The following is a 22,685-nucleotide window of genomic DNA, read 5'->3' on the forward strand; positions in this document are numbered from 1 at the left end:
TATCCTTCTACAAACAATTTTACGTCAGTTGTTGTTGTACCCTCTGCAGGGCGAAAAGGAATCGCTTCGCATTGAGTAAGAAAGATGTTTTTTCTGATTACTTTAATATCTGAGGCATAATCAGGAAGATGAATTTCGGATTCAGTAAGAGCTTGAATAGGGACTTGTCCGATAACAACATCCACTTCTGTACCTGCTACTACGTCACCTGAAACTTCGCAAAAATGATCATGTGATTTAGCTGTATCGCATGCTGGCATTGGTGGACATTTTCTTGAAGAATGGCCTTTGCCACTGCTACAACCATGGTTTTTTCTCATATTTTACACTCCTTATAAAGATTATTCAGCCAAATACAAACAAGCTTTAAATGATTCCATAAGTCTGCTTTCATTTGACTTACTATATATATATGTATGAGTGATGACTTGGAATGGACAAGTATAGTAGGATAATTAATCAATTTGTCGTTCTATAAAAATATAAGCAAATGCGGAGAAGATTACTTTTCGTAATTAAAGATCATATTCTCCAAATAAAAGAAGTTATACCTGCACTAATGCAATCTCGCCTGACGCCAGTTAGGTATTTTATCATGTTTTTTCTTATTCCTTTTTTTAAATTCAAATTATTGGCATATTTTCTGGTATAATGGATTCAAGAATAAATATGCGAATATTCTAACTAAATATTGAGTGGACGAGGCGATTTTTTTGCTGATATTCTTCAAGGTTGCAGTTTGGATTATTGTCGCTTGTCTCGGTTTTTATGTTATTTCTGTCTGGTTGTGGGAAAAGAAAGTAAAAGAAAGAATGCCCGTCATTCGGAAAACCTGGTATATCATTTATGTACTTGGTGCAGTAGTTTATTGGACGAACAAACCAGATTCCATTTTTACTGATTGGCAGAACTACCTCATTGTCGCGGTTATATTTGCTCTGGTTGATGCCTTTGTTTTTCTGGGTTCCTATCTGAAAAGAGTTGGAAATAACGAGTTGGCTACTGACACAAGGGAATTGCTCGAAGAAAACAGTGATTTGCTGAATTCACACATGAATAAGCTAAAATCGTTTCAGTATTTATTGAAAAATGAGCCCATTGAGATTTATTATGGAAACAAGGAAGCATATCTCGCCGGCATTGAAAAACTTCTGGCGGACTTTGCGGAAAAAGTGGATATGAAGATATCCTTATGCAAATACACAACAGAGGAAGAAAAGGACTATCTGCTTGAGCACTACACTGATAAAGCTTTGATTCATAGCCGTCTGGACCGCAGAGAAGTGTATTATGATGCTGAAGAAAAGCTGGCGCTGATTCCTTTTTCCATTCTTGAAGATGACTATGTAATTAAACTTACCTCCGATCAATTTGTTACAGAATTCGACTACTTGCTTTTCACTTCACTCATTTCAATATACGATCTAATGCTCCCTGCCGAACAGGAGGACGAAGACCATGAAGGATCCAGCGGATAAAAAAACGGAGAATCATGAGATACATTCTAAAAACACTATGAAAACGCTCAAAAAAAAATCCCGGATCAGCCTTCCGGGATTTGAAGTAAGTCCCCACACCGAACGGATATTAAAAAAGAACAAAAGATTAATAAGCGTTTATACCAAAACAAAGGCTTGAGCATACTATATGGCGTGGAAGGAAATTTCTTCCGCGCCCTATTCATGTTCAATTGAAGGGGACATATAATAAAGATAAAAAGGGCTGATTCCAATGAAAAAACTGACCAAGAAAGTGAAAAATATTAACTTCCCTACATTCTCGGTTTCACCATATACCAAAAACCTCTCAAAAAAAACAGAGGCCGCCATACAGGATTTAAACAAGGGGCTCAAACCTCCGAAAAATAATGCATAAAAAAACCGCCTTGCAAAATAAGACGGTTATTTTATAAAAAGCTTCACTTTTTTCAATGCATCTTTTGTAGTCGGATATCGGAATGGCAAATCGAATTTGGTGGTTTGCTTCAGTATGCTTTTTTCATGTGAGAACACATCAAAGCTTCCCTTGCCATGATAAGCTCCAATCCCGCTCTCCCCTACTCCCCCGAAAGGCAGATACGGTGAACTAAGATGATAAACGGTATCATTAATGCATCCCCCTCCAAAGGAAATGCTGCTTAGAATCTGGTTTTGGACATCCTCACTTTCAGTGAAGATATATAGCGCTAAAGGTTTCGGGCGTGCTGTAACCTCTGAAATCATTCCGGACAAGTCATCATATTCCAGCACCGGCAGAATTGGTCCAAATATTTCATCCTGCATGACCTCATCAGCCCATGTAATATCCCCAAGTACAGTTGGTTCTATGGTGAGAGAGCTCCAATCATGCCTTCCCCCGTGAACAGTGGTGCCATCGGTTAAAAATTTGGTGAGACGGCTGAAGTGCTTCTCACTGACGATTCTCGTGAATTGGCCGGATGCAATCGGGTTCTTTCCATAAAGCTCCTGAATAGATTGTTTTAATTCTTTCAGGAATTCATCTTTAATTCTGCTGTGAACATAAATATAATCCGGAGCCACACAAGTTTGGCCGGCATTAATATATTTTCCCCAGGCAATTCTCTTCGCAGCAAGTTTCAAGTTGGCATCTTCATGCACGATGCACGGGCTCTTCCCTCCCAATTCAAGGGTAACAGGAGTAAGGTGCCTGGATGCTGCTTCCATGATGATTTTTCCGACAGGGACACTGCCTGTGAAGAAAATATAATCGACCTTTTCATTTAATAGGGCTGTGCTTGTTGCTGCGCCGCCTTCAACAACTGAAATAAATTCTTGAGGGAAATGATTGCTGATCATTTTTGAAAGCAATGCCGAAGTCTGCGGGGTCAATTCCGATGGCTTCAGGATGGCGCAATTCCCTGCGGCTATCGCTCCGATCAGGGGTGCAATCGCCAGCTGGAAAGGATAATTCCAAGGAGCTATGATTAGCGCAACTCCATATGGTTCAGGATATATGTAGCTTTTCGAACCGAATTGTGCAATCGATGACTTCACTTTTCTGGGTTTGGCCCATTTTTTTAAATGTTTCAAGGTAAAACGGATTTCCTCCAGGAGGATTCCAATCTCAGTCAAGTACGCATCGAACTCACTTTTATTGAGATCCGCCTTTAACGCATCCATCAATTCCTGCTCATGCTGTTTAATGACCGAACGAAGCTTGCCGAGCGCTTCCATTCGGAATGTGACATCCTTTGTTTTACCCTGGGTGAAGAAATTTCTTTGTTTTTGAATGAGATCCGCGTAGTTTTCCATGGAATACCTCCAGATGGGGCTATGTTTTAAGGTTATATTATCATCTTGGCTGGAGGAAATACATAAATAGGTATACTCCCATTGCAAAAAAAATGCCGGCCATAAGGTCCGGCTTTTGAAAATTTATCTCGGCAGCTTGAAGAATTCACTGCTTTCACTATAGTTTCCTGCCAGCCTTCCAAGAGGCTGCAGTTTTTCTAAATTCACTTTATAATTACCGAGGTAGTAATCATCGTCAATATGATAATGTACCATTCTCCCAATAATAAGGTGATCGCTTCCCAGCTTAATAATTTGTTCGAGTTTGCATTCCATATGGATTGGTGCTTCTTTTACCCTCTTAGGGGCGACTAAATGACTTTCAGCAGCGGAAAGCCCTGCTGTTTCAAACTCATCAGCATTACTCGGGAGATTCTCTGCACTTTTTTGCATTTGGTTTCCTAATGGCGCGGGAACTACATTGATGACAAACTCTTTTGTCGCCCGGATATTGACCAATGTATCTTTTTCTGTACCTTCCCTCTTGCCAACCCCGGGACCAATAGAAAAACAGAGCATAGGAGGATTTCTTGAAGCAACACTGAAAAAACTGAAAGGTGCGAGATTCTGGCTGCCATCCTCAGATACTGTGGAAACCCAGGCAATCGGCCTTGGGACGACAGATCCGGTTAATAATTTGTACACTTCTTTTTCTCCAAGTTCCGAGGGATTAAATTCCATTCGGATCACTCCTTCCATTTTTAAATAACAAAGTTATTCTTTTTATTCATAATCATTAATGTTGTCAGTAAAGTAAAAACTATAAACATCATACCTGTGATTAAAAACCACCCGGAAGAAAATTGCCCCGTCTGATCCACGATTAAACCAAATAATGGCGGAATGATAATGGCCCCGGCTGACCCTAGAGTGATACTGATCCCGCTTGAGATGCCAGCTTGTTCTTTCGGCACCAATTCACTTGCAAGATTCATCCAGATTCCATTGAAGCCTGAAGCTGCAAATCCAAAGAGAGCTGTAATGGGAGCCATTACCCAAAAAGGGGCTGAAGTAATGACCGCAGCTGACGTACTGGCCAAAGCGGTCATTATGGTAATGATCATTAGGATCACAACACGCTTTCCTTCAAATAGCCTGTCGCTAATGATTCCCCAGGCAACCCTGCCAATAGTTCCGGATATTTCAGATATAACCAGGAGAATACCTGATAAAAAGATGGAAATATTCAGCTGTTCATAGGCAAATAAAACAATATACGTATTTAAGCACATTTGTGTGCCATTCAAACCGAGAGCACTAAAGCTTATCAGCATCAAAGCTTTATTTTTAAACATTTTAAACATTGATTTGTAAAATTGGAGCAAACTCATGCTGCTGCCTTTCGCTTGCTCCAATTCAGGCGGATCCCGGTAAAAATGATAGGAGACGAAGCCGCCCGCCAATAATAGAAGGCAAGCCGTAAGAAGTACAAATCTCCAGCCAAAAGTTACACTAAGCGGAAGCAGTATCAAACTGGCCAGAGCTGATCCTGCTGTGATGCCAGTTTGTTTTATTCCCATTGCTGTGCCCCGCTGTTTGAGCGGGAACCAATAAATGATGCCTCTATTTGTGATCGGGTGCATGGATCCATACCCAATTCCGCCGATAACAATTAATAACAGGACAAGCCAGAAATCATGAAGCAATGTCATGAACAGAAAGCCTAACCCCATTAAGGCCGACGCCAGGACCAATAATTTACGGGATCCTGCAAGGTCAGTCAGAAAGCCGGCTGGAACTGAAATGATCGCCTGGCCCAAAAAGAGAGCCGCCGGGAGCATGCCGATTTGCGACTTGGTCAGGGAAAGATCCTCCCCGATTAAAACTCCCAAGGGTCCAATGCTTCTGCCAACAAATGCTACCATCAGCTGTGCCAGCAGAAGAAATAATAGCATTTTCCATGGATTTTCATTGATGGCAAATTGCTTTTCTGCCAGTGAATTACTCATAATTTATCATCTCTTTTTTGGCTTTTATGCCTTTAAATTGAGTGAAGACAAATCTTCCTCCAGAACTTTGCTCTTTGAAACAGCAGGACCTAATAGAGAACCTGCAATACAGATAAAGAAGTTCAATCCTAATCCAATGACGCCGCCGTGAATTCCATAGATGGTTTTATAGCCTGTAAGAGTAAGCAATCCTGCTAATATAGCGCCTGCCAGCATCCCCCAGAAGACAGCCTTTCCTGATAAACGCTGCCAATATAAGCCCAGTACAAAAGCCGGGAAAACCTGAACAAGCAATTCGAATTTTAGGACGAAAATTTCATATAGCGTTCCCGGTGGATTCCAGGCAATCCACAGAAGAAAGATGATGGCAATGATTCCGCACACTTTTCCGACCATGACCTTCTTATGTTCAGTTGCTTTAGGATTGATGAATTTTCCATATACGTCATTTGAGAGCATGGATGAAAAGCTGAGCAAGACTGAGTCGGCTGTAGAAATAATGGCAGCAACAATCCCGCCAAAGAAGATGATCATAATCCAGTAATAAAATGGATTAATGGCAGCGATCTCATTGGCCATCAGTCCTACGAGCTGTTCAGACCCAGTCTTATCCAGTCCAGGAAAAAGCATAATTCCAATAATGCCTACCATAAATACAAGCCCAGTTGTAATTGGCGGCATCCATGCCATGCGGGCAAATGATTTCTTCAGGGTTTTCTCGCTTTGCGCAGAATATATTCTTTGAACAGCATGCGGATAAATACTTGCTCCCAGTCCAACAAGCAGGAGCATACTCAGCCAGTTGATATTCACTTCCATTGGAGGGACTGCCGTTTTTGCAGGCTCCAGATCTGCTACATACCTTGTAACATCAGAAAAATTGCCTCCGACGAGATACAAGCCGCCGATGAGGAAGACAATGATTCCGATCATAAGAACAATACCTTGCATAACATCCGTAAAAGCAACTGCCTTCATTCCGCCCATCCACTCATAGGCAAGCATAACAGCTACAAAGACGATAACAGCTATTTGGTATGGGATTGTTCCGCCTGTCATCCCTGATACAGCCTGGCCGATTGCTACAAGCTGTTCTAAAAGATAGTTTCCAAGCCCCCAAAGCATAAGAAAAATACTAAGCAATGTGACTGCTTTCGATTTGAAGCGGTGATCGATCCAGTCAGTAGGTGTAACAAAGTTTCTTTTCTTTGCAATGACATATAATCTTGGTGCAAACAGTAAATAGATTCCGATAATGATTGTCATAAATGAAATGGACTGAATCCACGAGAAACCTGTCCTATATGCTGTTGGGGCATATCCGACAATGGTATTCCCGCTATATTGCGTCGCATATAAGGTGAAAAAGAGTGCGATAAAACCGAGATTCCTTCCGGCAAGATAGTACCCTGAAAGACTGTGATGAAGGTTCTTCTCACCTCTGCCCGATAAGTATCCAATTAACAGCATGATTATGGCAAAGGCTGATAAAATAATGATCCCATCTGTGCCTGCAAAAGCTAAATCATTCATGATTTATCCCCCTTTGCTTTTTCGGCTTCTTCCTGTTCCTCTACGATATTCCACTCATTCACACAAAGCCAGCTTAAATATCCGCACATGATAATGGAAAAAGCTGTCGAAATAAATGCCCATAACGGAAACCCTAGAATATAGGGCTCAGCTGCTGCATCCGGAAAATACCAGGGTACTACTCCAAGTGTAATGATGGCGAGGACTATCCAAATCCATTTTTTTCGAATAGGTTCTTTTATCGTTCTGTTTTCCATATGGCTTCCTCCCTTTTGCTGAAATTTTAAACCTCCAGCTTATAGAAAATCTTATGTGCCGATTCATAGGAGTCAATTAATTCAGCTGATTGAAGCGTTGCCCCGATTTCGTCCAGCCCCTTTAACAGCTGATCTTTTCGATAAGAAACGATATCGAATTCGACCATGTACCCGAAGGAGTCCTCAATTCTTTGATTCTCTAAATCTACGCTCAGCTGATAACCAGGTGATTCATTGCTTTTTTGAAACAAAACTTCAATATCCTTTTCAGGCAAGACTATTGGCAGGATGCCATTTTTAAAACAATTATTATAGAAAATATCTGCGAATGATGATGCCAGGATCACTCTAATCCCATATTCTGCAATCGCCCAGGGTGCGTGCTCTCTGGATGAGCCGCAGCCAAAGTTTTTCCTTGCCAGCAGAATCGGTGCATTCCGGTAAGGTTCCCGATTTAGAATGAAATCCGGTTTTTCCCTGCCATCTTCGTATCGCCATTCGTAGAAGAGGAATTCGCCAAACCCAGTTCTTTCAATTCTCTTTAAAAACTGTTTTGGAATGATGGCATCTGTATCAACATTTGCAGTATCAAGCGGAGCAACTATGCCTGTAAATCTGGTAAAAGACTTCATTGTACACTGACCTCCTTGCTATATTTAACAGGCCACTCCCTTACATCAATAAACCGGCCGGCAATCGCTGCAGCAGCAGCCATTTCAGGACTGACCAAATGGGTCCTCGCATTTCTTCCCTGCCTGCCTTCAAAATTCCGGTTGGAGGTCGATGCACAGCGTTCTTCCGGAAGAACCAAATCCTCATTCATACCGAGGCACATGCTGCATCCTGCTTCTCTCCATTGAAAACCGGCGCTTATAAAAATTTGATCTAGACCTTCAGCTTCTGCCTGCATTTTTACAAGCTGTGAACCAGGAACAACTAGCGCTTCCACCTGTTCAGCAACTTTGTAACCGTTTACGATTTTTGCCGCTTTTCGAAGATCTTCTATTCGGCTGTTTGTACAGGAGCCGATAAAGACTTTATTGATTCCTATTTCTGTAATGGGTGTTCCTGGCTGAAGGCCCATGTACTTTAATGCTTTTTTAGCTGGTCCTATTTGATCTGCAGGCAGATCTTCCATTAGCGGTATAACTTCTGTAATACCTGCCACCTGGCCTGGATTTGTCCCCCAGGTAACCTGCGGGATTATTTCATCTGCATTAAAGTCAGCAGTCAGATCAAATTCGGCATCTTCGTCAGTATAATATTTCTTCCATTCTGCAAGAGCCTCTTCCCACTCCATTCCATCAGGAACTGCTTGTTTCCCTTTCAAATAATTGAAGGTTTTTTCGTCAGGCTGAATCAGTCCTGCCCTTGCTCCCATTTCAATGCTCATATTGCAAATGGTCATTCGCTCTTCCATTGTTAAATTACGAATCGCTTCACCGCGATACTCCACAACATAGCCAGTAGCAAAATCGTGGCCATACTTTCCAATGATTGAAAGTATAAGATCTTTGGCAGTAGTTCCTTGCGGCAAAGTGCCATGTATATTAATTGCTAATGTTTTGGATTTAAATTGCTTTAATGTCTGAGTGGCAAGGACATGTTCTACTTCACTTGTGCCAATGCCAAAGGCAAGTGCCCCGAAAGCTCCATGTGTAGAGGTATGGCTGTCACCGCAGACAATGGTCATCCCGGGCTGTGTTAAGCCAAGCTCCGGGGCAATGACGTGTACAATACCCTGATTTCGGCTATCCAGGTCAAAAAGCTGTATGCCAAACTCCCTGCAGTTGTTTGCCAGAGCGTCAACTTGCTTTTTGGCGATTTGGTCTTTAAAAGGAAGAGAACGGTCGGTTGTTGGGATGCTGTGATCCATGGTAGCCACAGTCAGATCCGGCCTTCTCACTTTGCGATTCTTAATTCTTAAGCCTTCAAATGCCTGTGGTGATGTGACCTCATGCACTAAATGAAGATCAATGTACAAAAGGGAAGGCTGATCCTGTTCATCCACGACTACATGTTTTTCCCAGATTTTCTCATATAAGGTCCGCCCCATTTTGAAGCCCTCCTAAATGATATTATTTTTCTTCAATTCTTCTAATCTCTCTTCATCGAACCCAAGAAGGCCAGTGTATATTTCATGATTATGCTTGCCCATTTCTTCCGGGCCGGCATGCTTCACTTCCCCTGGTGTCCTGCTTAATTTTGGCACAATGCCAGGCATCGGGAATTCTCCCAGCTGCGGATGATCTACTTTAATAATCATGTCGCGTTCCTTATAATGCGGATCTTCCAGAATATCTTTAGCTGTATAAATGAGCCCTGATGGAACGCCCTTATCTTCAAGAATTTTAAGCGCTTCTTTAGCAGAGAGAGTCTTTGTCCATTCCTCGATCATGGAATCAAGAAGCTTCATGTTTTCTCCTCTTGCATGGTGGGTCGCGAATCTTGTGTCATCTGCCAATTCCGGCTGCTCCATGGCCTCGCATAACCTGCGGAACACTCCATCTGCATTGGCTCCTATAACGATGTAAGTTTTGTCCTGCGTGAAGTAAATGTTGGAGGGAGCTACACCTGGCAGGATATTGCCCATCCTTTCCCTTATGTATCCTGCTAAAAGATAATCCGGAATAATGCTTTCCATTACGGAGAATACAGATTCATAGAGGGCCGTATCGACAACCTGTCCCTTTCCGGAGCGCTCCCTCTCGTGTAATGCAACAAGACAGCCAATTGTAGCAAAAAGTGCAGCCAGCGTATCACCCATTGATACACCAATTCTTGATGGCGGCCTGTCAGGGAAACCGGTTACATTTCTGAGCCCGCCCATTGCTTCACCGACGCTGCCAAATCCTGCTCGATGCTTATAGGGTCCTGTCTGTCCATAGCCCGAAGTCCGTACCATGATTAATTTAGGGTTGATTTCGGAAAGTGCTTCATAGGATAGATTCCATTTTTCCATTGTCCCCGGGCGGAAATTCTCAATGACAACATCGGCTTCTTTAATAAGCTCCCTTAAAACCTGCTGTCCTTCTTCCTCCCTGAGATTTAACGAAATCGATTTTTTATTCCGCGATTGAATAGGCCACCAAAGCCCTATTCCATCTTTTGATTTTCCCCAATTTCTCATGGGATCTGATTTACCCGGAGGCTCGACTTTAATAATTTCAGCACCGAAGTCACCTAGAAGCCGTCCGGAGAATGGTCCTGCTAAAAGCGTGCCCAGCTCGATGACTCTGATATCTTCCAGTGGAAGCTGTTTTTCTGACATGGATTTCCCTCCCTGATATTTCTTGAATGCACTGTTAAGTTTTAATTTTCTTAATCTTGTATACAAATTTAATTGTTTGTATACAATAAGTCAATGTAAATTTTATTATTTTTCTGAAATTTCATTAAAAAGCCTTATATAATCATGTTTTATAATAAATATTCAGAATATTTGTTGTAATAATACTTCTGTTTGTATACAATACAATTGAGGTGTTGATATGGATGCATACGAATTTATTAGAGATGCCATTATTGAAGGGAAATTTGTCCCTGGCATGCGGCTTGCTGAGGAATCATTGGCTAAAGAAATGAATCTTAGCCGCACTCCTATTAGAGAGGCTATTAAGCAGCTTGAAGCAGAAGGCCTCGTCATTCCATTAAAGCGCGGTGTCAGCGTAAGGCATTTTACAAAAGATGATATCCGGCAAATCTATGACCTGCGCACTCTTCTGGAAGGGTACGCTGCCAGTCAGGCGGCGATACACCGGACAGAAAATGATCTGCTGGAAATGGAAAGAGCTAATATTTTATATGAAGAAGCCATTAGCCGATATGTGGAATCTGATATGGACAGCCTGAAAGATATTGTTCAGGTAAACCAGAAGTTTCATGAAACGATAGTGGCTGCTTCAAAAAATGAGCATATACATTTCCATATTTCAAAGGTTGTCGTGGTTCCAATCGTGTTCAGATCCTTCTATTGGTATAACAGCTTTCAGCTTAAACAATCCCTAGAGGTACATAAAACCATTTTGGAAGCAATCAAAAATCGGGAACCCGAGCGTGCCCGCATTGCCATGCATGAGCATATTTATCAAGGCCGTGATCATGTTTTGAAGCACCTGGAACAAATTAAAAACATTCATCTGCTAAAGGAGGAAGTAAAATGATTGAAATTTGTGAAGTTGGTCCGCGCGATGGATTGCAAAATGAGTGCAAAATTGTTCCAACGGAAACAAAAGTTGATTTGATTACAAGATTAATTGATTCCGGCATCCGCAATATAGAAGCTGTTTCTTTTGTCAATCCGAAGGTTGTTCCTCCCATGGCTGATGCAGAGGAAGTTTTGAAATCGCTTCCTAAAAGAAATGGCGTCCGGTTCGGCGGTCTGGTGTTAAGCCGCTCAGGGCTTGAACGGGCACTCAAGACCGATGTGGATTTTCTTCATGTTGTTACAACAACAAGTGATTCATTCAATTTACGGAATGTGAAAAGGACTGTAGAGCAGGCTGTTGGGGAGCTCTCTTTAGTGATTAAGGAAGGAACTGCATCAGAAAAGGGTGTGGCAGGGGTGTTGGGAACGGCATTCGGATGCCCTTTTGAAGGTGATGTACCTTTGGAAAACGTGCTGAAAGTGGCAGAGAGATTTATAGAAGCCGGCTGTACGGAAATCACCCTCGCTGATACAACGGGTATGGCTAATCCCATCCAGGTCCAAAAAATAGCAGAGTCATTTTTTGATGCCTTTGGAAAGGACCTTTCGCTTGGCCTCCATTTCCATAATACACGCGGTTTGGGACTGGCAAATGTTTTGGCGGGATATCAGGCAGGTGTCCGCCGCTTTGATTCCTCCATTGCCGGGCTTGGCGGATGTCCATTTGCCCCAAAAGCAGTCGGAAATGTTTGTACAGAAGATATGATCAATATGTTCCACGGAATGGGTGTTAATACAGGGACAGACCTTCCTTCAGTACTGGAAACAGCAAAGTGGATGGAAACAGTGATGGAACGGCCGCTTGATGGGATGTTGATGAAGGCGGGAATAGCTTAATTGCGGGAAAAGCCATCTTTGCGGGTGGTTTTTTTGGGTCTAAGATGGCGGCTGAAAGTTTTGTTTTCAAGTTTTACTGATTTGTTTGCTGAATTTTAGGTTTGTTTGTTAGTTTGGTGTTTTTATTTGCAAATTTTTAAACTTATTTGCAAGTTTAAGGTTTTTATTTGCAAAGTTCACAATTAGAGGTCTCCAATCAAGGTTTTATATAATACCTATTCTTCTTTTCACCGCCATGCTGAAGATTCATCTGGCCAAGTAATCTTGAGGCAGAAAAAACAGATGTTAAATGGGAAACTTGCGAAATTCAGCATTTGTAATTGACGGTTTAATCAGATAAATATAATCCTCTACAGCTTGATGATGTGCCGTATCCGAAGTGGTTTTACATACTGGACATCTCCACAATCCCCAATGATAAATCATTGGCAGTGAGCCACATTGAGGACAGTGCACACCAGTAAGAATTGTATCTGGATTTATTTTTATAAATTTCATTACATCCATTTCATGCTCTGACATGTTTTTTCAATAGTGTATGGCTAATTTTTTTATTTGTTTTTCTTTTAATCTCTCAATAGAATATGATTTTTCAATAGAGGTAAGTTTACTTAATAGTCGGTGTGCATGAAGAACTTTACTGGAGGTTTGTTTAGAAGGTGATTTTTTGATGGTGGAAGGACTGCTGATAAAGACGTCAAATTCTATCGGGATATCCGGGAAACCATTTGCAGCCAGCCTCTTTTTTAATTGCCGGCTTTGGTGTTCAGCTTTGGAAATCGGGTCGTGGAAAGCTTCCTCCTTTTCGTTATGGATTCGGATGAGCTGGTGGAAATTGGGTTCAAGGATGAAGGTTCCGTTCCAGTTTTTTACCTTAAGGATCATGGCAAATCTTTTTGTAAGGAGTAAAGTATCCATATGAAAAAATTGTTTTCTATTTGAAAGACGCAGCCCATGATTCTTTTCATCCAGAAAATCTAAATAATAATCCAGCTTTTGTTCACCTATAAATCCTGCTTTGCGCTTGTTTAATTCAGATGCAGCTTTCTCCCTCCCATGTTCCATTTCTGGAAAACGCCTTAAAAGTGCATGAAGCTGCGTAATGATTTCTGGTACCCTCCTTTCTTTTTCGATCAAATAAAACTTCTCCTTTAAACAATAATAAATAAAAAGAGTTTAGGTTTTTGACCTAAACTCTATAACTTAAATCTGCTGATCAACCCTTTCAAATCCTCCGCCATGCTCGTAAGCTGGTCAGCAGAGAGTGAAATTTCCTCCATTGATGCAGCCTGTTCTTCCGTTGAAGCAAGTACACTTTGTGTGGCCATGGCTGATTCATTTGCCACATGGGAAATTTCGTCCATGGACTGAACCATTTTCTGCGAACCGACAGACATTTGCTGAATGGCTGAAGCGACTTCCTCCATTTGATTCGTCACCGTGCTGACTGACTGCTGGATTTGTGCGAAAGAATCACCTGCATCCTTCATGACTTCCATTCCTTCAGTTACTTCATGATTAACCAAGTCCATTGTCTGGACAACCTGATTGGTTTCTTCCTGGATTTTTGATATCAGCTGGCTGATTTGCAGGGTGGATTCTGCAGACTTTTCAGCGAGGTTTCTAACCTCGTTTGCTACAACGGCAAAGCCTTTTCCCTGCTCTCCTGCGCGGGCCGCTTCAATAGCAGCATTTAAAGCCAGAAGATTTGTTTGAGCGGCAATGCCTGTAATCACTTCGATAATCTTTCCGATCTCCTGTGACCGCTGGCCAAGGCCTTTTACTACTTTGGATAAATCCTGTACATTTACATGAATGGAGTTCATTTGGCATGCTGCTGTTGAAATGGATGCAGAACCATGATTTGCCTTTTCCAGTGAATCGTTGATTTGCTCTGTAACCTGTTCTGAATTTGCCGCAACCTGTGTCAGGCTTTCGGACATCTGCATGATGACATGGGAAGCAGTTCCGACCCCCTTGACCTGATTATCGGCACCTGCTGCTACTTCTTCAATGACCTCAGCTATGTGGCTTGTTGCCATATTTGTCTGCTGGGCACCTGATGATAGCTGCTGTGCATATTGTGTGACTTCGTTAGAAGCTATAACCACTTTATTCAGCACTTCCTGCCAGGCAGCTGCAGTATGATTCAAAGCTGAAGCAATCGATCCAAGCTGTCCCACTGATTTTTCGTCAAGTCTTGTGGACATATTTCCATCTGCAAGTTCATCGATAAAGGCATTAATTTTGCTGATGGGTGCAATAAACTTTCGGTAGTTCATAAATGCGGATAATATTCCAGCAAGCGAACCGAGAATCATAATAAAAGCAATGGTAATCCAAAACGCATTGCCTTTCAATCCATTACCAACGCATACTGCAACGCTTATGATCAATACAGTCGGGATAATAACGATTAAAGTACGGAGCATATAGCTTAGTTGACTCATGAAACGGACCCCTTTTTCTATCATTTATTATTATAAAAAAATGATTTACAAATTCCTCCTCAACTATCTTCTTTTACCATCTGACAATTTGATTATAGTGGATGAAAGGAAAATATATCAATATATTTCGAAAGATTATTTTTAAAATAATTGAAATAGTTCGTCAGTTTTCCGCAAATAGAAATGCCAGCCTTCCAAGAAGCTGGCATTTTACTCATATCTATTCAGCTGCAGCAGTCCTTCTCTCTTTTTTAGCCATGGAAAGAACTGCAGTGCCAAGAGCAATAATAATAAAAATACTGCCTGCAGCCGCATTATATTCTACTGAGGTTGTCTCGATCATGATGCCGCCGATCATGCTTCCGAATGCCATTCCCATATGAACTGCGGAGTTGTTCAATGTTTGCTGGATATCAGAAGTTTCGGGTGTCACTTCAATTAAATAGCTGTGTATGGCCGGTGTGACCGCCCAGCTGAGCATACTCCAAATGACTACCGCAATCAGGAAAACGGGCAGAGAAAAAGCGGCAAACGGCAATGAGAAAAGGGTAATCCCAAACATGGCAAGAAGCGTCAAAATGACAGATTTTGCACCAAAACGGTCTGCCAGGAGGCCGCCGATTCCTCCTCCGATGACAGCCGCAATTCCGAAAATCAGGTAAACAATGCTGACCCAATTGCCGTCAAGCCCCATTTTCATCTTCAGGAATGGAGTAAGGTAACCGTAAAAAGTTAAATGGCCAGTCATTAACAGGAACGATGTTATCTGTGTTAGAGCGATTTTGCGGCTTTTCAGGGTTTTAAGCTGGATGCCTATTGGAACAGCGGGCTTTGGAGCAACTTTGCCCATAAAGAAATGAACGCCTGCCATTGATATGACTGTCAGTGCAGATATGAGAACAAACGGAGCGCGCCAGCCAAAAACATTTCCAAGCATCAAGCCAATGGGCACACCCAGCACAAGGGATGCACTGATTCCCATAAAGACGATGCCGATGGCACGTGCACGATATTCTTCTGTGACGATGTAGGAAGCCATTGTCATACATAATGCGATAAGCAGTGAGCCGCTTGCTGCCGCTAAAACCCGGCCAATTAATAATACACTGTAAAGGGGGCTAAGTACGGCAACAATATTACCGGCCAAAAATACAGCCAATGATATCATCATTAAACGGCTGCGTTCCATTTTAACCGTAATCGTAAGCAGGACGGGCGCAGCGATGGCAAAGGCGAGCGAGAATACAGTAATTAACAGACCTGCCTGCCCCAAACTGACACCCAGATCTGATGCTACAAGATCCAGCAGCCCGCCTATAATCAATTCCACCATTCCAACAACAAACGATATGATTGCTAATAAATAGATGCGTTTATCCAAGCTGAACTTCCTCTCTAGTATCAAGCTGTTCAAAAATTTTAATAAAATAACATCTTAACATACCAAATAGATTAAGCTCAAAGGATAGAATAATCTAAAAATAATAAATGCTGCTTTGTAAATATATTTTCTTTATTGGGATAAAATATAAATACCTTACTAAAACAACTTCCATAAATTACATGTTTGAATATAACAATTAAATAGGAATGTAAATAACAAATACTGTAAAGGAGTTGATTCATTTGTTGGACAATCAAGCAAAGAAAGAGCGCAGTTTATCCCCTCTAGTATCATCTGCTGTTGACGAAAGACAGCCTGCCGGTACAACTCCTGCTGACACAAATACCATAAAAAGCATCGAACCTGAATTTGATCTTTCCGGAACAGTATTAAATGACTATAACTAAGTGAAAATCCCTGCGGGTCTCCTGCAGGGATTTATTTTCACTTTGATAACTGTCTAGCGCAAGCAGCCTACCCCCCTCGAGGTGATGCCCCCAGGACAAGGAAGGCTTCGTCAGCATAATCATCGCACGACCAAAAGCGGCAGCTTTTGGGAGGATGGGGGTCATGCAGACGTTGCCACAGGACGCGGCGTTCTTAGACTGCGTTCATTCGTGGGCAAGGCGCTTCCGCTTTTCTTTTGGCAAGTTTGTCCGATTCGCAGCATATGCATGTAGTATTCCTTGTGTTTAACTTGGAAAATAACCAAATGGAGCAGGATTTATGATTTATTTGTTAGTGGTTATTTTCATTATTGTTCTTGTCATGCCATTTCTTTCTGAGTTCGTGGAAAAAAATCTGGAGATGTTTTTGTTTGTGATGGGGCTTTCAGCAGCACTGGCTAGCGGGGTTCTAAATAGCGGACTTTTTGTAAAAGCAGCACAGGAACCAGTAAAAATTACGCTTGCTGTCTTTATTGCAGGTCTGCTGTTTAAATGGTTTCAGGCAAATTTGGAAAGAAGCATCCTATCCGTAAGCCGGATTATGCCTTTTCGATTATTTGCAGCTTTGACTGTGATTTTTCTTGGGTTAATTTCAAGTGTTATTACAGCTATTATCGCTGCGTTAGTTCTTGTATTAATCGTCAGTGCGCTTCGGCTGGAAAGAAGCTCTGAAATCAGGCTGACCGTACTCGCCTGTTTTTCGATTGGCCTGGGTGCAGCCTTGACGCCGATTGGCGAGCCGCTTTCCACCATTGCAATCAGTAAAATGAAAGAAGACTTCTTCTTTTTGATGGAATTGGTTGGACCGCAAATTACCGTTGCCCTCCTATTTTTCGGAATTATGGCCGCACTTGCTGTTAAGCCGCCTATTTCAGGGAAAGCGTCCTTTACTAAAAAGCCTGCTAGTGAAAACTATGAAGAAATCTTTGTCAGGGCTTTGAAAATATATTTCTTTGTCATGGGCCTGACAATGCTTGGGGCCGGGTTTGAACCGTTAATCAATCACTTTTTAATAGGTTTAAATCCGCTTTTATTATATTGGATCAATATGATCTCTGCCGTACTGGATAATGCAACACTTGCAGCTGCTGAAATTAGCCCATCAATGGACCATTTTACGGTTCAATCCATCCTCCTTGGACTGCTGATCAGCGGAGGAATGCTTATTCCAGGCAATATTCCCAATATTATTGCTGCGGGTAAACTGCAGATTACGAGTAAAGAGTGGGCAGTATTTGGTGTTCCTTTTGGGTTGGTCACGATGATTGGTTATTTTGTGCTTATATTGGTCACGGGAAATTGAAAGGGGATTGGCGGCCCGTTTCAATTTCCCTTTCAATCTTGTTCGCATAATATTATTATTGTATATCCAACAATATTTTTCCGGTACTCATTCGGCTTTCGATCAGTTTATGGGCTTCAGCTGCTTCTTCCAAAGGAAACCTGTTCCCAATTCTAATATGCAGTCTCTCTTCTTTTAAAAACTGCATGACTTTTTGTGCTGTTTCCCTGAGTGATTCCGGACGCTTCTTTCTTGTTGTCCCGAGGCTGTAGCCCAAGGCAGAACGGCAGCTCTTATGCAGGTCATTCGTGTTTATGATCCCTGGTTTGCCGCTCGAATTGCCGAATTGGATAAGTCGGCCATATTCAGCCAGACAACTGAAACTTTTCTGCGTTATGCTGCCGGCAAGGGAATCCAGGATAATATCCGCACCTTTTCCACCGGTTATTTCAATTACCCTTTCTGCAAAATCAATCTCTTCGTATACAATGACATGATCAGAACCTGCTTCCACAGCAGCAGGCACTTTCGTTTCATTGCCAACAGTTCCGATAACCAGATCTGCTCCTAATATCTTTGCCATTTGGATTGCAGTAGTGCCTACCCCACCTGCTGCTGAATGAACCAGAACGGTTTCCCCATTTTGGATTCTTGCAATATCTGCAAGCAATTTATAAGATAAGAAAGAAACAGTCAGGGATGCTGCAGCCTTATCCAACGCTACTTCATCCGGCACTGCAAACGTCAGGTTTTCTTCAGCTGCAGCGTACTCACCATAAGATCCTTCAGAAGGGAACGCTGCGACGCGATCTCCAATTTTGAATTTTGTAATTTCACTCCCTATTTCCACTACTACCCCTGCTGCATCAAGGCCGGGAATAAACGGAAATCGGCCAGTTCCTCCCTGCCCAATTCTCGCTTTCACATCCGCAAAATTGACGCTTGCATTTTCCACTTTAATCAATACTTGATCCCGCTTTATTTTTGGAATTTCCATTTCTGTGTAAATTAGTACGTCCGGACTACCGTATTGTGTGACTGCAATTGCTTTCATATGATTGGCCTCCATTTATGTAATCCTTTAACATATTCGATATTTGCGAAGAATAAGCCTCTTTTTGCTAAATCTGACTACTCGAATTAAGGCTATAAAAAAGAAGCTGCATTTCGCAGCCTCTCATTATAATGACCCATTCATTTTCATACTGGCAGCTATGTTTCTCGCTGTTCTTTCCATATATACTGCTGCCTTTTCCAAAGCTTCAGGAAGGGTTACAACACCTGGAACAATGCTGAATAGAGCATCGATTCCGTGTTCATGAACAATATCGCTGTCGTCAGATAAAGAACCTGCAAGACCGATTACCGGTATCCCATGTTTCTTTGCCGCTCTAGCCACACCGATTGGCGTTTTTCCATATATGGTTTGGCTGTCAATTTTTCCTTCTCCAGTAATGACAAGGTCCGCATCCTTTACCTCATTTTCAAAGTCTACGGCATGAAGGACGATTTCAATCCCTTTTTTTAAGTCTGCATTTAAAAGGGCAAGCAAACTTCCGCCTATTCCTCCGGCAGCGCCTGCTCCCTCAATATGGCGAAATGATTTGCCGAGGGTGTTTTCGACCACATCTGCGAAATGCCCTAAATTCTGATCCAGCAGCTCGACCATCTCAGGTGTCGCTCCTTTTTGAGGGCCAAAGATAGCCGAGGCACCTCTTGGACCGGTTAAAGGGTTATCAACGTCACAGGCCACTTTGAAATGGACATCTCGGATCCTTGAATCCAGGCCTGACATGTCTATTGCTTCCAGCTGCACAAGCGACCCTCCGCCTTGTCCGATTTCACTGCCGGTTTTGTCAAGGAGTTTACCGCCTAAGGCTTGAATCATTCCAGCTCCTGCATCATTGGTAGCACTACCGCCAATTCCAATAATAATGTGCTGAACTCCTAAGTCCAATGCAGCTGTGATTAACTCTCCTGTTCCCCTGGTTGAAGTAATTAAGGGGTTCCGTTTTTCTGAAGGAACCAAATGCAAGCCTGACGCAGCTGCCATTTCAATGACTGCTGTCTTTCCATCCCCCATTAATCCAAAGAATGCTTTAACAGGTTCCCCGAGAGGTCCTGTAACAGTTCGCTCTATGATCGAACCTTCCGTTGCATCAACAAGCGATTGGACTGTTCCTTCTCCGCCGTCAGCCATCGGCATTTTTTTATAATCAGCTTCGGGAAATATGAATTTAAAACCTCTTTCAATGGCATTCGCAGCCTCAAGTGCCGATAAACTTTCCTTAAATGAATCCGGGGCAATCACGATTTTCATATTTGATCCTCTCCCTTTCTATTAGCCAAAAAGCTTAAAGACTCCAAATATAAGTGTAGAAATGACTGCAAGAGTTAAACCGATAAGCGATTCATATGGCATCAGCTTCAGGCGTTCTTTAATATCCATATTGACACTTCCTGCCGTTGCGTGGAAAAAGCTTCCGTGCGGCAAATGATCCAGTACGGTTGCACCTGCATGGATCATGGCAGCGCCTGCAAGCGCTGATACTCCCAATCCTAAAATGGTACTGCCAAACACACCGCTTGCCACTGCTGTACCTGCAGTTGTGGATGCTGTAGCAGCTGACATGAAAATACCAGAGACAGGCGCCAGCAGATAGGCTGGAAGACCTGAAGAGGTTAATCCATTAATGATCACATCTTTTAAGCTTGAGTTTGCTATGATTCCAGCCAGGGTTCCTGTTCCAAGAAGCATAATGGCAACGCCTGACATCTTGTTTAAACCTGAAATAGCATACTCATTGATTTTTCTTGTCTTCTTCATCGCAATGGCTCCGATAATTCCCCCGGCTGGAAGTGCCACCATCGGATCAATATTGATATCAAATAATGGGCGAAGCGCCAACAAAACAATCGTAACCAGCGGCGCAATCATGGCAGTGATAAATAATGGAAGCTTTGTATTACTGTTCACTTCCACTTCCCCATCTGAGATAGCTGAACCCTTATTTACAAGTTTCTTTGCAATGAAATACGTAACAGCAAGTCCGAATATGGCCGGGATGATTCCAGCAGCCATAACCGAAGTAAGCGGAACACCGAATGCGTCTGAAGCTGCAATGGCATTTGGGTTGGGTGACATGATGTTCCCTGCTTTCCCTCCACCAATCATCGCCAGCAAAATGGCTGTTTTGGAAAGTTTTGCCCGTTTCGCGATAGCTAAGGCAATAGGTGATACGGTAATGACTGCCACATCAACAAATACACCGACCGTTGTCAGGATCATTGTTGCCACTGCTAAGGCTAGCAGCGCTCGGGTTTCTCCCAATTTTTTAACTATTGTTTCGGCAATCGATGAAGCTGCGCCAGATTCTATCAGTACTCCTGCCAATATACCCGCAGCCAGGATTCTGAGCACCGCCGGTATGATGCCTTTTGCTCCTTCCATCATTAAATTAACAGTGCTTGCAATATCTGCTCCGCCGACTAAACCGCCTATTAAAGCACCTGCAACCATTCCATAAGCAGGCGGAACTTTTTTAAAGATTAATAGTATGGCAATGACTAAGGCAGTTATTGCTCCTAAAGCGCTTACAGTTACATCCACATTTAGCCCTCCCATGATGATTAGCTTATAAATCTATTGTAAGCGTTTGCCTTTTCTATTACATCGTGAATGATGATGAAAAAAACGGATAGATCACTCTATTAATTGTGCAATCGCACAATTAATTTAAGTCGTTTACTAATTTTGCCACATAAAGTTCGAATAGCATCTTTACATTACGCGGGTCTTTTCCCGTAAGTTCTGTTATCTTATCCAGACGGTATCTCAGGGTGTTGCGGTGGATAAATAAGTGATCCGCTATTTTGCCAAGATCGCCTCCTTCTTTTATGAAAACATCAAGCGTATGTGCCAGTTCCCCTTTTTTATCCTGAGCAAGGAGCCGGTCATAGAAAGAAAATGTATGTTCTTCCTTTTGGGCGAGCATGGATAGCTTAATATCCAGCCAGTACGTTTCATAACTGTAATAATCGGCGTCACGATGAATCTTTGGACCAAGGACAGTCAGCTGCTGCGCATGCCGATAGGAGGACTTCAATCCGCTTATGTTCTCCGATGTGTTTCCAATAGCAACTGCCGCCTTCCTCTTTGAAAGGCCGGCGATCCTCTTTAAAGCAGCGATTTGTTCTGTGGGCTCCCCTGCTTTCAATATGACAATTTCATTATTGAACGTAACCCCTGTTAAATCCTGTTTTCCCAATTCAAAATGGATGTCATTGATCAGCTTTTGATTCATGGTTCCAAGGTCTTCGTGCAGCTTGAGCACAATCACGGTTCTCGGGATTTTCAGGTCATATCCCAGGAAGCCGGCCCTCTCTTCTAACCACGCTTCATTCAATGGTTCTTCAGAAATAAGGAGGTTCACTATCTCACTTTGGAGCCGCTGCTTCCATTGTACTCTCTCCAAAAGAAACGATTGCTCCAAAACCAGTTCTGCTGCCATTTTAACAAGCTCTGCGAAATTCCTGATTTGCTCAGGTTCCCCCGTTATACCGACAACACCAATAATTTGATTATGAAAACGGATCGGCAGATTGATTCCAGGCTTGGCCCCTTTAAGCTCTGCGGCACTTCTTTCATCAATCTCCAAACTTTCCCCTTTTTTTAGGACCAGCAGAGCTCCATCATGAACCTGATTGATCCTTTCCTTTTCACCAGAACCGATAATAACCCCTTCTTCATTCATAACATTTATATTTTTTTTCAGAATTTTCATAGTCCGCTCCACTATTCCCTGAGCGAGTTCATAAGATAAAAAATGCACATTCCCCGCCGCCTTCCTGCTTCGTTACTATCAATGTACCATAGTAGATTTGCACAATAAAACAAAATAAAAAAACCGTGTGTCAGGACACGGTTTGTTAATGTCCCCTTTAAGTAGACATTCAAAAAAACCTTCATGTTATCATGGAGGAAAGAATGCTACTTGGAGGGGATTTTTTCTATGGCAAAGAAAGGACA

Annotated in this window: 22 protein-coding genes and 1 pseudogene; 7 read left to right on the top strand and 16 right to left on the bottom strand. The window is 42.3% G+C overall.

What is annotated here, in order from left to right:
• A pseudogene (locus NR125_RS27525) lies at positions 1-320 on the bottom strand (CsxC family protein); the annotation flags it as partial.
• Positions 321-713: 393 nt separating this feature from the next.
• On the opposite strand from NR125_RS27525, the gene NR125_RS27530 reads away from it, so the two are divergent.
• From NR125_RS27530 to NR125_RS27540, 3 genes are all read left to right on the top strand, one after another.
• Positions 714-1,478: a type II toxin-antitoxin system SpoIISA family toxin gene (locus NR125_RS27530; RefSeq protein WP_009334436.1), complete on the top strand. Its 765-nt coding sequence runs from the start codon at positions 714-716 to the stop codon at positions 1,476-1,478.
• Positions 1,459-1,638: a type II toxin-antitoxin system SpoIISB family antitoxin gene (locus tag NR125_RS27535; protein WP_009334435.1), complete on the top strand. Its 180-nt coding sequence runs from the start codon at positions 1,459-1,461 to the stop codon at positions 1,636-1,638. Before NR125_RS27530 ends, NR125_RS27535 begins: the two co-directional genes overlap by 20 nt.
• A 93-nt stretch (positions 1,639-1,731) precedes the next feature.
• On the top strand, positions 1,732-1,875 hold the full coding sequence (locus tag NR125_RS27540; protein WP_256816577.1) for a hypothetical protein: 144 nt from the start codon (positions 1,732-1,734) through the stop codon (positions 1,873-1,875).
• 26 nt (positions 1,876-1,901) lie between these two features.
• Here the strand turns inward: NR125_RS27540 and NR125_RS27545 are convergent, their stop codons facing one another.
• The 8 genes from NR125_RS27545 to NR125_RS27580 all read right to left on the bottom strand — a co-directional run bounded on the left by NR125_RS27545 (position 1,902) and on the right by NR125_RS27580 (position 10,321).
• The gene (locus NR125_RS27545; RefSeq protein WP_256816578.1) at positions 1,902-3,272 is read right to left on the bottom strand and encodes an aldehyde dehydrogenase; all 1,371 of its coding nucleotides are present in this window, start codon (positions 3,270-3,272) and stop codon (positions 1,902-1,904) included.
• A 123-nt stretch (positions 3,273-3,395) separates the two neighbouring features.
• Positions 3,396-3,992: a flavin reductase family protein gene (locus NR125_RS27550; RefSeq protein ID WP_256816579.1), complete on the bottom strand. Its 597-nt coding sequence runs from the start codon at positions 3,990-3,992 to the stop codon at positions 3,396-3,398.
• 20 nt (positions 3,993-4,012) lie between these two features.
• Entirely contained in the window at positions 4,013-5,260 is a 1,248-nt protein-coding gene (locus tag NR125_RS27555; protein ID WP_009334432.1) for an MFS transporter, read from the bottom strand.
• A 24-nt stretch (positions 5,261-5,284) separates the two neighbouring features.
• Positions 5,285-6,793, bottom strand: coding sequence for a sodium:solute symporter family protein (locus NR125_RS27560; RefSeq protein ID WP_256816580.1), 1,509 nt, complete (start codon positions 6,791-6,793; stop codon positions 5,285-5,287).
• The gene (locus NR125_RS27565) at positions 6,790-7,050 is read right to left on the bottom strand and encodes a hypothetical protein (RefSeq protein ID WP_019383158.1); all 261 of its coding nucleotides are present in this window, start codon (positions 7,048-7,050) and stop codon (positions 6,790-6,792) included. The genes NR125_RS27560 and NR125_RS27565 overlap by 4 nt, the downstream gene beginning before the upstream one ends.
• 26 nt (positions 7,051-7,076) lie before the next feature.
• Positions 7,077-7,682 (bottom strand): 3-isopropylmalate dehydratase small subunit, encoded by a 606-nt coding sequence (gene leuD, locus NR125_RS27570; protein WP_251156390.1) that lies wholly within the window; start codon positions 7,680-7,682, stop codon positions 7,077-7,079.
• Positions 7,679-9,106, bottom strand: coding sequence for a 3-isopropylmalate dehydratase large subunit (leuC, locus tag NR125_RS27575; protein WP_256816581.1), 1,428 nt, complete (start codon positions 9,104-9,106; stop codon positions 7,679-7,681). The genes leuD and leuC overlap by 4 nt, the downstream gene beginning before the upstream one ends.
• Positions 9,107-9,118: 12 nt before the next feature.
• The gene (locus NR125_RS27580) at positions 9,119-10,321 is read right to left on the bottom strand and encodes a CaiB/BaiF CoA transferase family protein (protein WP_251264499.1); all 1,203 of its coding nucleotides are present in this window, start codon (positions 10,319-10,321) and stop codon (positions 9,119-9,121) included.
• A 220-nt stretch (positions 10,322-10,541) separates the two neighbouring features.
• On the opposite strand from NR125_RS27580, the gene NR125_RS27585 reads away from it, so the two are divergent.
• A complete protein-coding gene (locus tag NR125_RS27585; RefSeq protein ID WP_009334426.1) occupies positions 10,542-11,213 on the top strand; it encodes a GntR family transcriptional regulator in 672 nt (223 codons plus the stop codon).
• A complete protein-coding gene (locus tag NR125_RS27590; RefSeq protein ID WP_009334425.1) occupies positions 11,210-12,094 on the top strand; it encodes a hydroxymethylglutaryl-CoA lyase in 885 nt (294 codons plus the stop codon). The genes NR125_RS27585 and NR125_RS27590 overlap by 4 nt, the downstream gene beginning before the upstream one ends.
• A 528-nt stretch (positions 12,095-12,622) precedes the next feature.
• On the opposite strand, the gene NR125_RS27595 is transcribed toward NR125_RS27590, so the two are convergent.
• The 3 genes from NR125_RS27595 to NR125_RS27605 all read right to left on the bottom strand — a co-directional run bounded on the left by NR125_RS27595 (position 12,623) and on the right by NR125_RS27605 (position 15,925).
• Positions 12,623-13,231: a nuclease-related domain-containing protein gene (locus tag NR125_RS27595; RefSeq protein ID WP_256816582.1), complete on the bottom strand. Its 609-nt coding sequence runs from the start codon at positions 13,229-13,231 to the stop codon at positions 12,623-12,625.
• 59 nt (positions 13,232-13,290) lie between these two features.
• Positions 13,291-14,544 (bottom strand): methyl-accepting chemotaxis protein, encoded by a 1,254-nt coding sequence (locus NR125_RS27600; RefSeq protein WP_251174544.1) that lies wholly within the window; start codon positions 14,542-14,544, stop codon positions 13,291-13,293.
• 220 nt (positions 14,545-14,764) lie between these two features.
• Positions 14,765-15,925: an MFS transporter gene (locus NR125_RS27605; protein WP_009334421.1), complete on the bottom strand. Its 1,161-nt coding sequence runs from the start codon at positions 15,923-15,925 to the stop codon at positions 14,765-14,767.
• Positions 15,926-16,170: 245 nt separating this feature from the next.
• Here NR125_RS27605 and NR125_RS27610 point away from each other — a divergent pair, with 245 nt between their 5' ends.
• Together NR125_RS27610 and NR125_RS27615 are read left to right on the top strand one after the other, a co-directional pair.
• Positions 16,171-16,335 carry a hypothetical protein gene (locus NR125_RS27610; protein ID WP_009334420.1) on the top strand — a complete coding sequence of 55 codons (165 nt, stop codon included), beginning with the start codon at positions 16,171-16,173 and terminating at the stop codon, positions 16,333-16,335.
• Positions 16,336-16,654: 319 nt separating this feature from the next.
• Complete coding sequence (locus NR125_RS27615; protein ID WP_251174542.1) at positions 16,655-17,677, top strand: DUF1646 family protein; 1,023 nt, start codon at positions 16,655-16,657, stop codon at positions 17,675-17,677.
• 55 nt (positions 17,678-17,732) lie between these two features.
• On the opposite strand, the gene NR125_RS27620 is transcribed toward NR125_RS27615, so the two are convergent.
• The 4 genes from NR125_RS27620 to NR125_RS27635 form a co-directional block, all read right to left on the bottom strand.
• On the bottom strand, positions 17,733-18,710 hold the full coding sequence (locus tag NR125_RS27620; protein ID WP_019382742.1) for a quinone oxidoreductase family protein: 978 nt from the start codon (positions 18,708-18,710) through the stop codon (positions 17,733-17,735).
• Positions 18,711-18,836: 126 nt separating this feature from the next.
• Positions 18,837-19,976 carry a glycerate kinase gene (locus NR125_RS27625; RefSeq protein ID WP_019382741.1) on the bottom strand — a complete coding sequence of 380 codons (1,140 nt, stop codon included), beginning with the start codon at positions 19,974-19,976 and terminating at the stop codon, positions 18,837-18,839.
• A gap of 21 nt (positions 19,977-19,997) precedes the next feature.
• Positions 19,998-21,281: a GntP family permease gene (locus NR125_RS27630; RefSeq protein WP_180321090.1), complete on the bottom strand. Its 1,284-nt coding sequence runs from the start codon at positions 21,279-21,281 to the stop codon at positions 19,998-20,000.
• Between the two features lie 106 nt (positions 21,282-21,387).
• Positions 21,388-22,488 (bottom strand): CdaR family transcriptional regulator, encoded by a 1,101-nt coding sequence (locus NR125_RS27635; RefSeq protein WP_256816586.1) that lies wholly within the window; start codon positions 22,486-22,488, stop codon positions 21,388-21,390.
• Positions 22,489-22,685: the final 197 nt, after the last annotated feature.

It is taken from the genome of Cytobacillus sp. Bac17 (assembly GCF_024519925.1).
GTDB classification, from domain to species: domain Bacteria; phylum Bacillota; class Bacilli; order Bacillales; family Cytobacillaceae; genus Cytobacillus; species Cytobacillus pseudoceanisediminis.

Coding starts and splice junctions, on each gene's coding strand:
- NR125_RS27600 (WP_251174544.1), bottom strand. CDS start 14,544: ATGAGTCAACTAAGCTATATGCTCCGTACTTTAATCGTTATTATCCCG.
- NR125_RS27590 (WP_009334425.1), top strand. CDS start 11,210: ATGATTGAAATTTGTGAAGTTGGTCCGCGCGATGGATTGCAAAATGAG.
- NR125_RS27540 (WP_256816577.1), top strand. CDS start 1,732: ATGAAAAAACTGACCAAGAAAGTGAAAAATATTAACTTCCCTACATTC.
- NR125_RS27545 (WP_256816578.1), bottom strand. CDS start 3,272: ATGGAAAACTACGCGGATCTCATTCAAAAACAAAGAAATTTCTTCACC.
- NR125_RS27615 (WP_251174542.1), top strand. CDS start 16,655: ATGATTTATTTGTTAGTGGTTATTTTCATTATTGTTCTTGTCATGCCA.
- NR125_RS27580 (WP_251264499.1), bottom strand. CDS start 10,321: ATGTCAGAAAAACAGCTTCCACTGGAAGATATCAGAGTCATCGAGCTG.
- NR125_RS27620 (WP_019382742.1), bottom strand. CDS start 18,710: ATGAAAGCAATTGCAGTCACACAATACGGTAGTCCGGACGTACTAATT.
- NR125_RS27625 (WP_019382741.1), bottom strand. CDS start 19,976: ATGAAAATCGTGATTGCCCCGGATTCATTTAAGGAAAGTTTATCGGCA.
- NR125_RS27535 (WP_009334435.1), top strand. CDS start 1,459: ATGAAGGATCCAGCGGATAAAAAAACGGAGAATCATGAGATACATTCT.
- NR125_RS27565 (WP_019383158.1), bottom strand. CDS start 7,050: ATGGAAAACAGAACGATAAAAGAACCTATTCGAAAAAAATGGATTTGG.
- NR125_RS27555 (WP_009334432.1), bottom strand. CDS start 5,260: ATGAGTAATTCACTGGCAGAAAAGCAATTTGCCATCAATGAAAATCCA.
- leuD (WP_251156390.1), bottom strand. CDS start 7,682: ATGAAGTCTTTTACCAGATTTACAGGCATAGTTGCTCCGCTTGATACT.
- leuC (WP_256816581.1), bottom strand. CDS start 9,106: ATGGGGCGGACCTTATATGAGAAAATCTGGGAAAAACATGTAGTCGTG.
- NR125_RS27585 (WP_009334426.1), top strand. CDS start 10,542: ATGGATGCATACGAATTTATTAGAGATGCCATTATTGAAGGGAAATTT.
- NR125_RS27550 (WP_256816579.1), bottom strand. CDS start 3,992: ATGGAATTTAATCCCTCGGAACTTGGAGAAAAAGAAGTGTACAAATTA.
- NR125_RS27630 (WP_180321090.1), bottom strand. CDS start 21,281: ATGGGAGGGCTAAATGTGGATGTAACTGTAAGCGCTTTAGGAGCAATA.
- NR125_RS27560 (WP_256816580.1), bottom strand. CDS start 6,793: ATGAATGATTTAGCTTTTGCAGGCACAGATGGGATCATTATTTTATCA.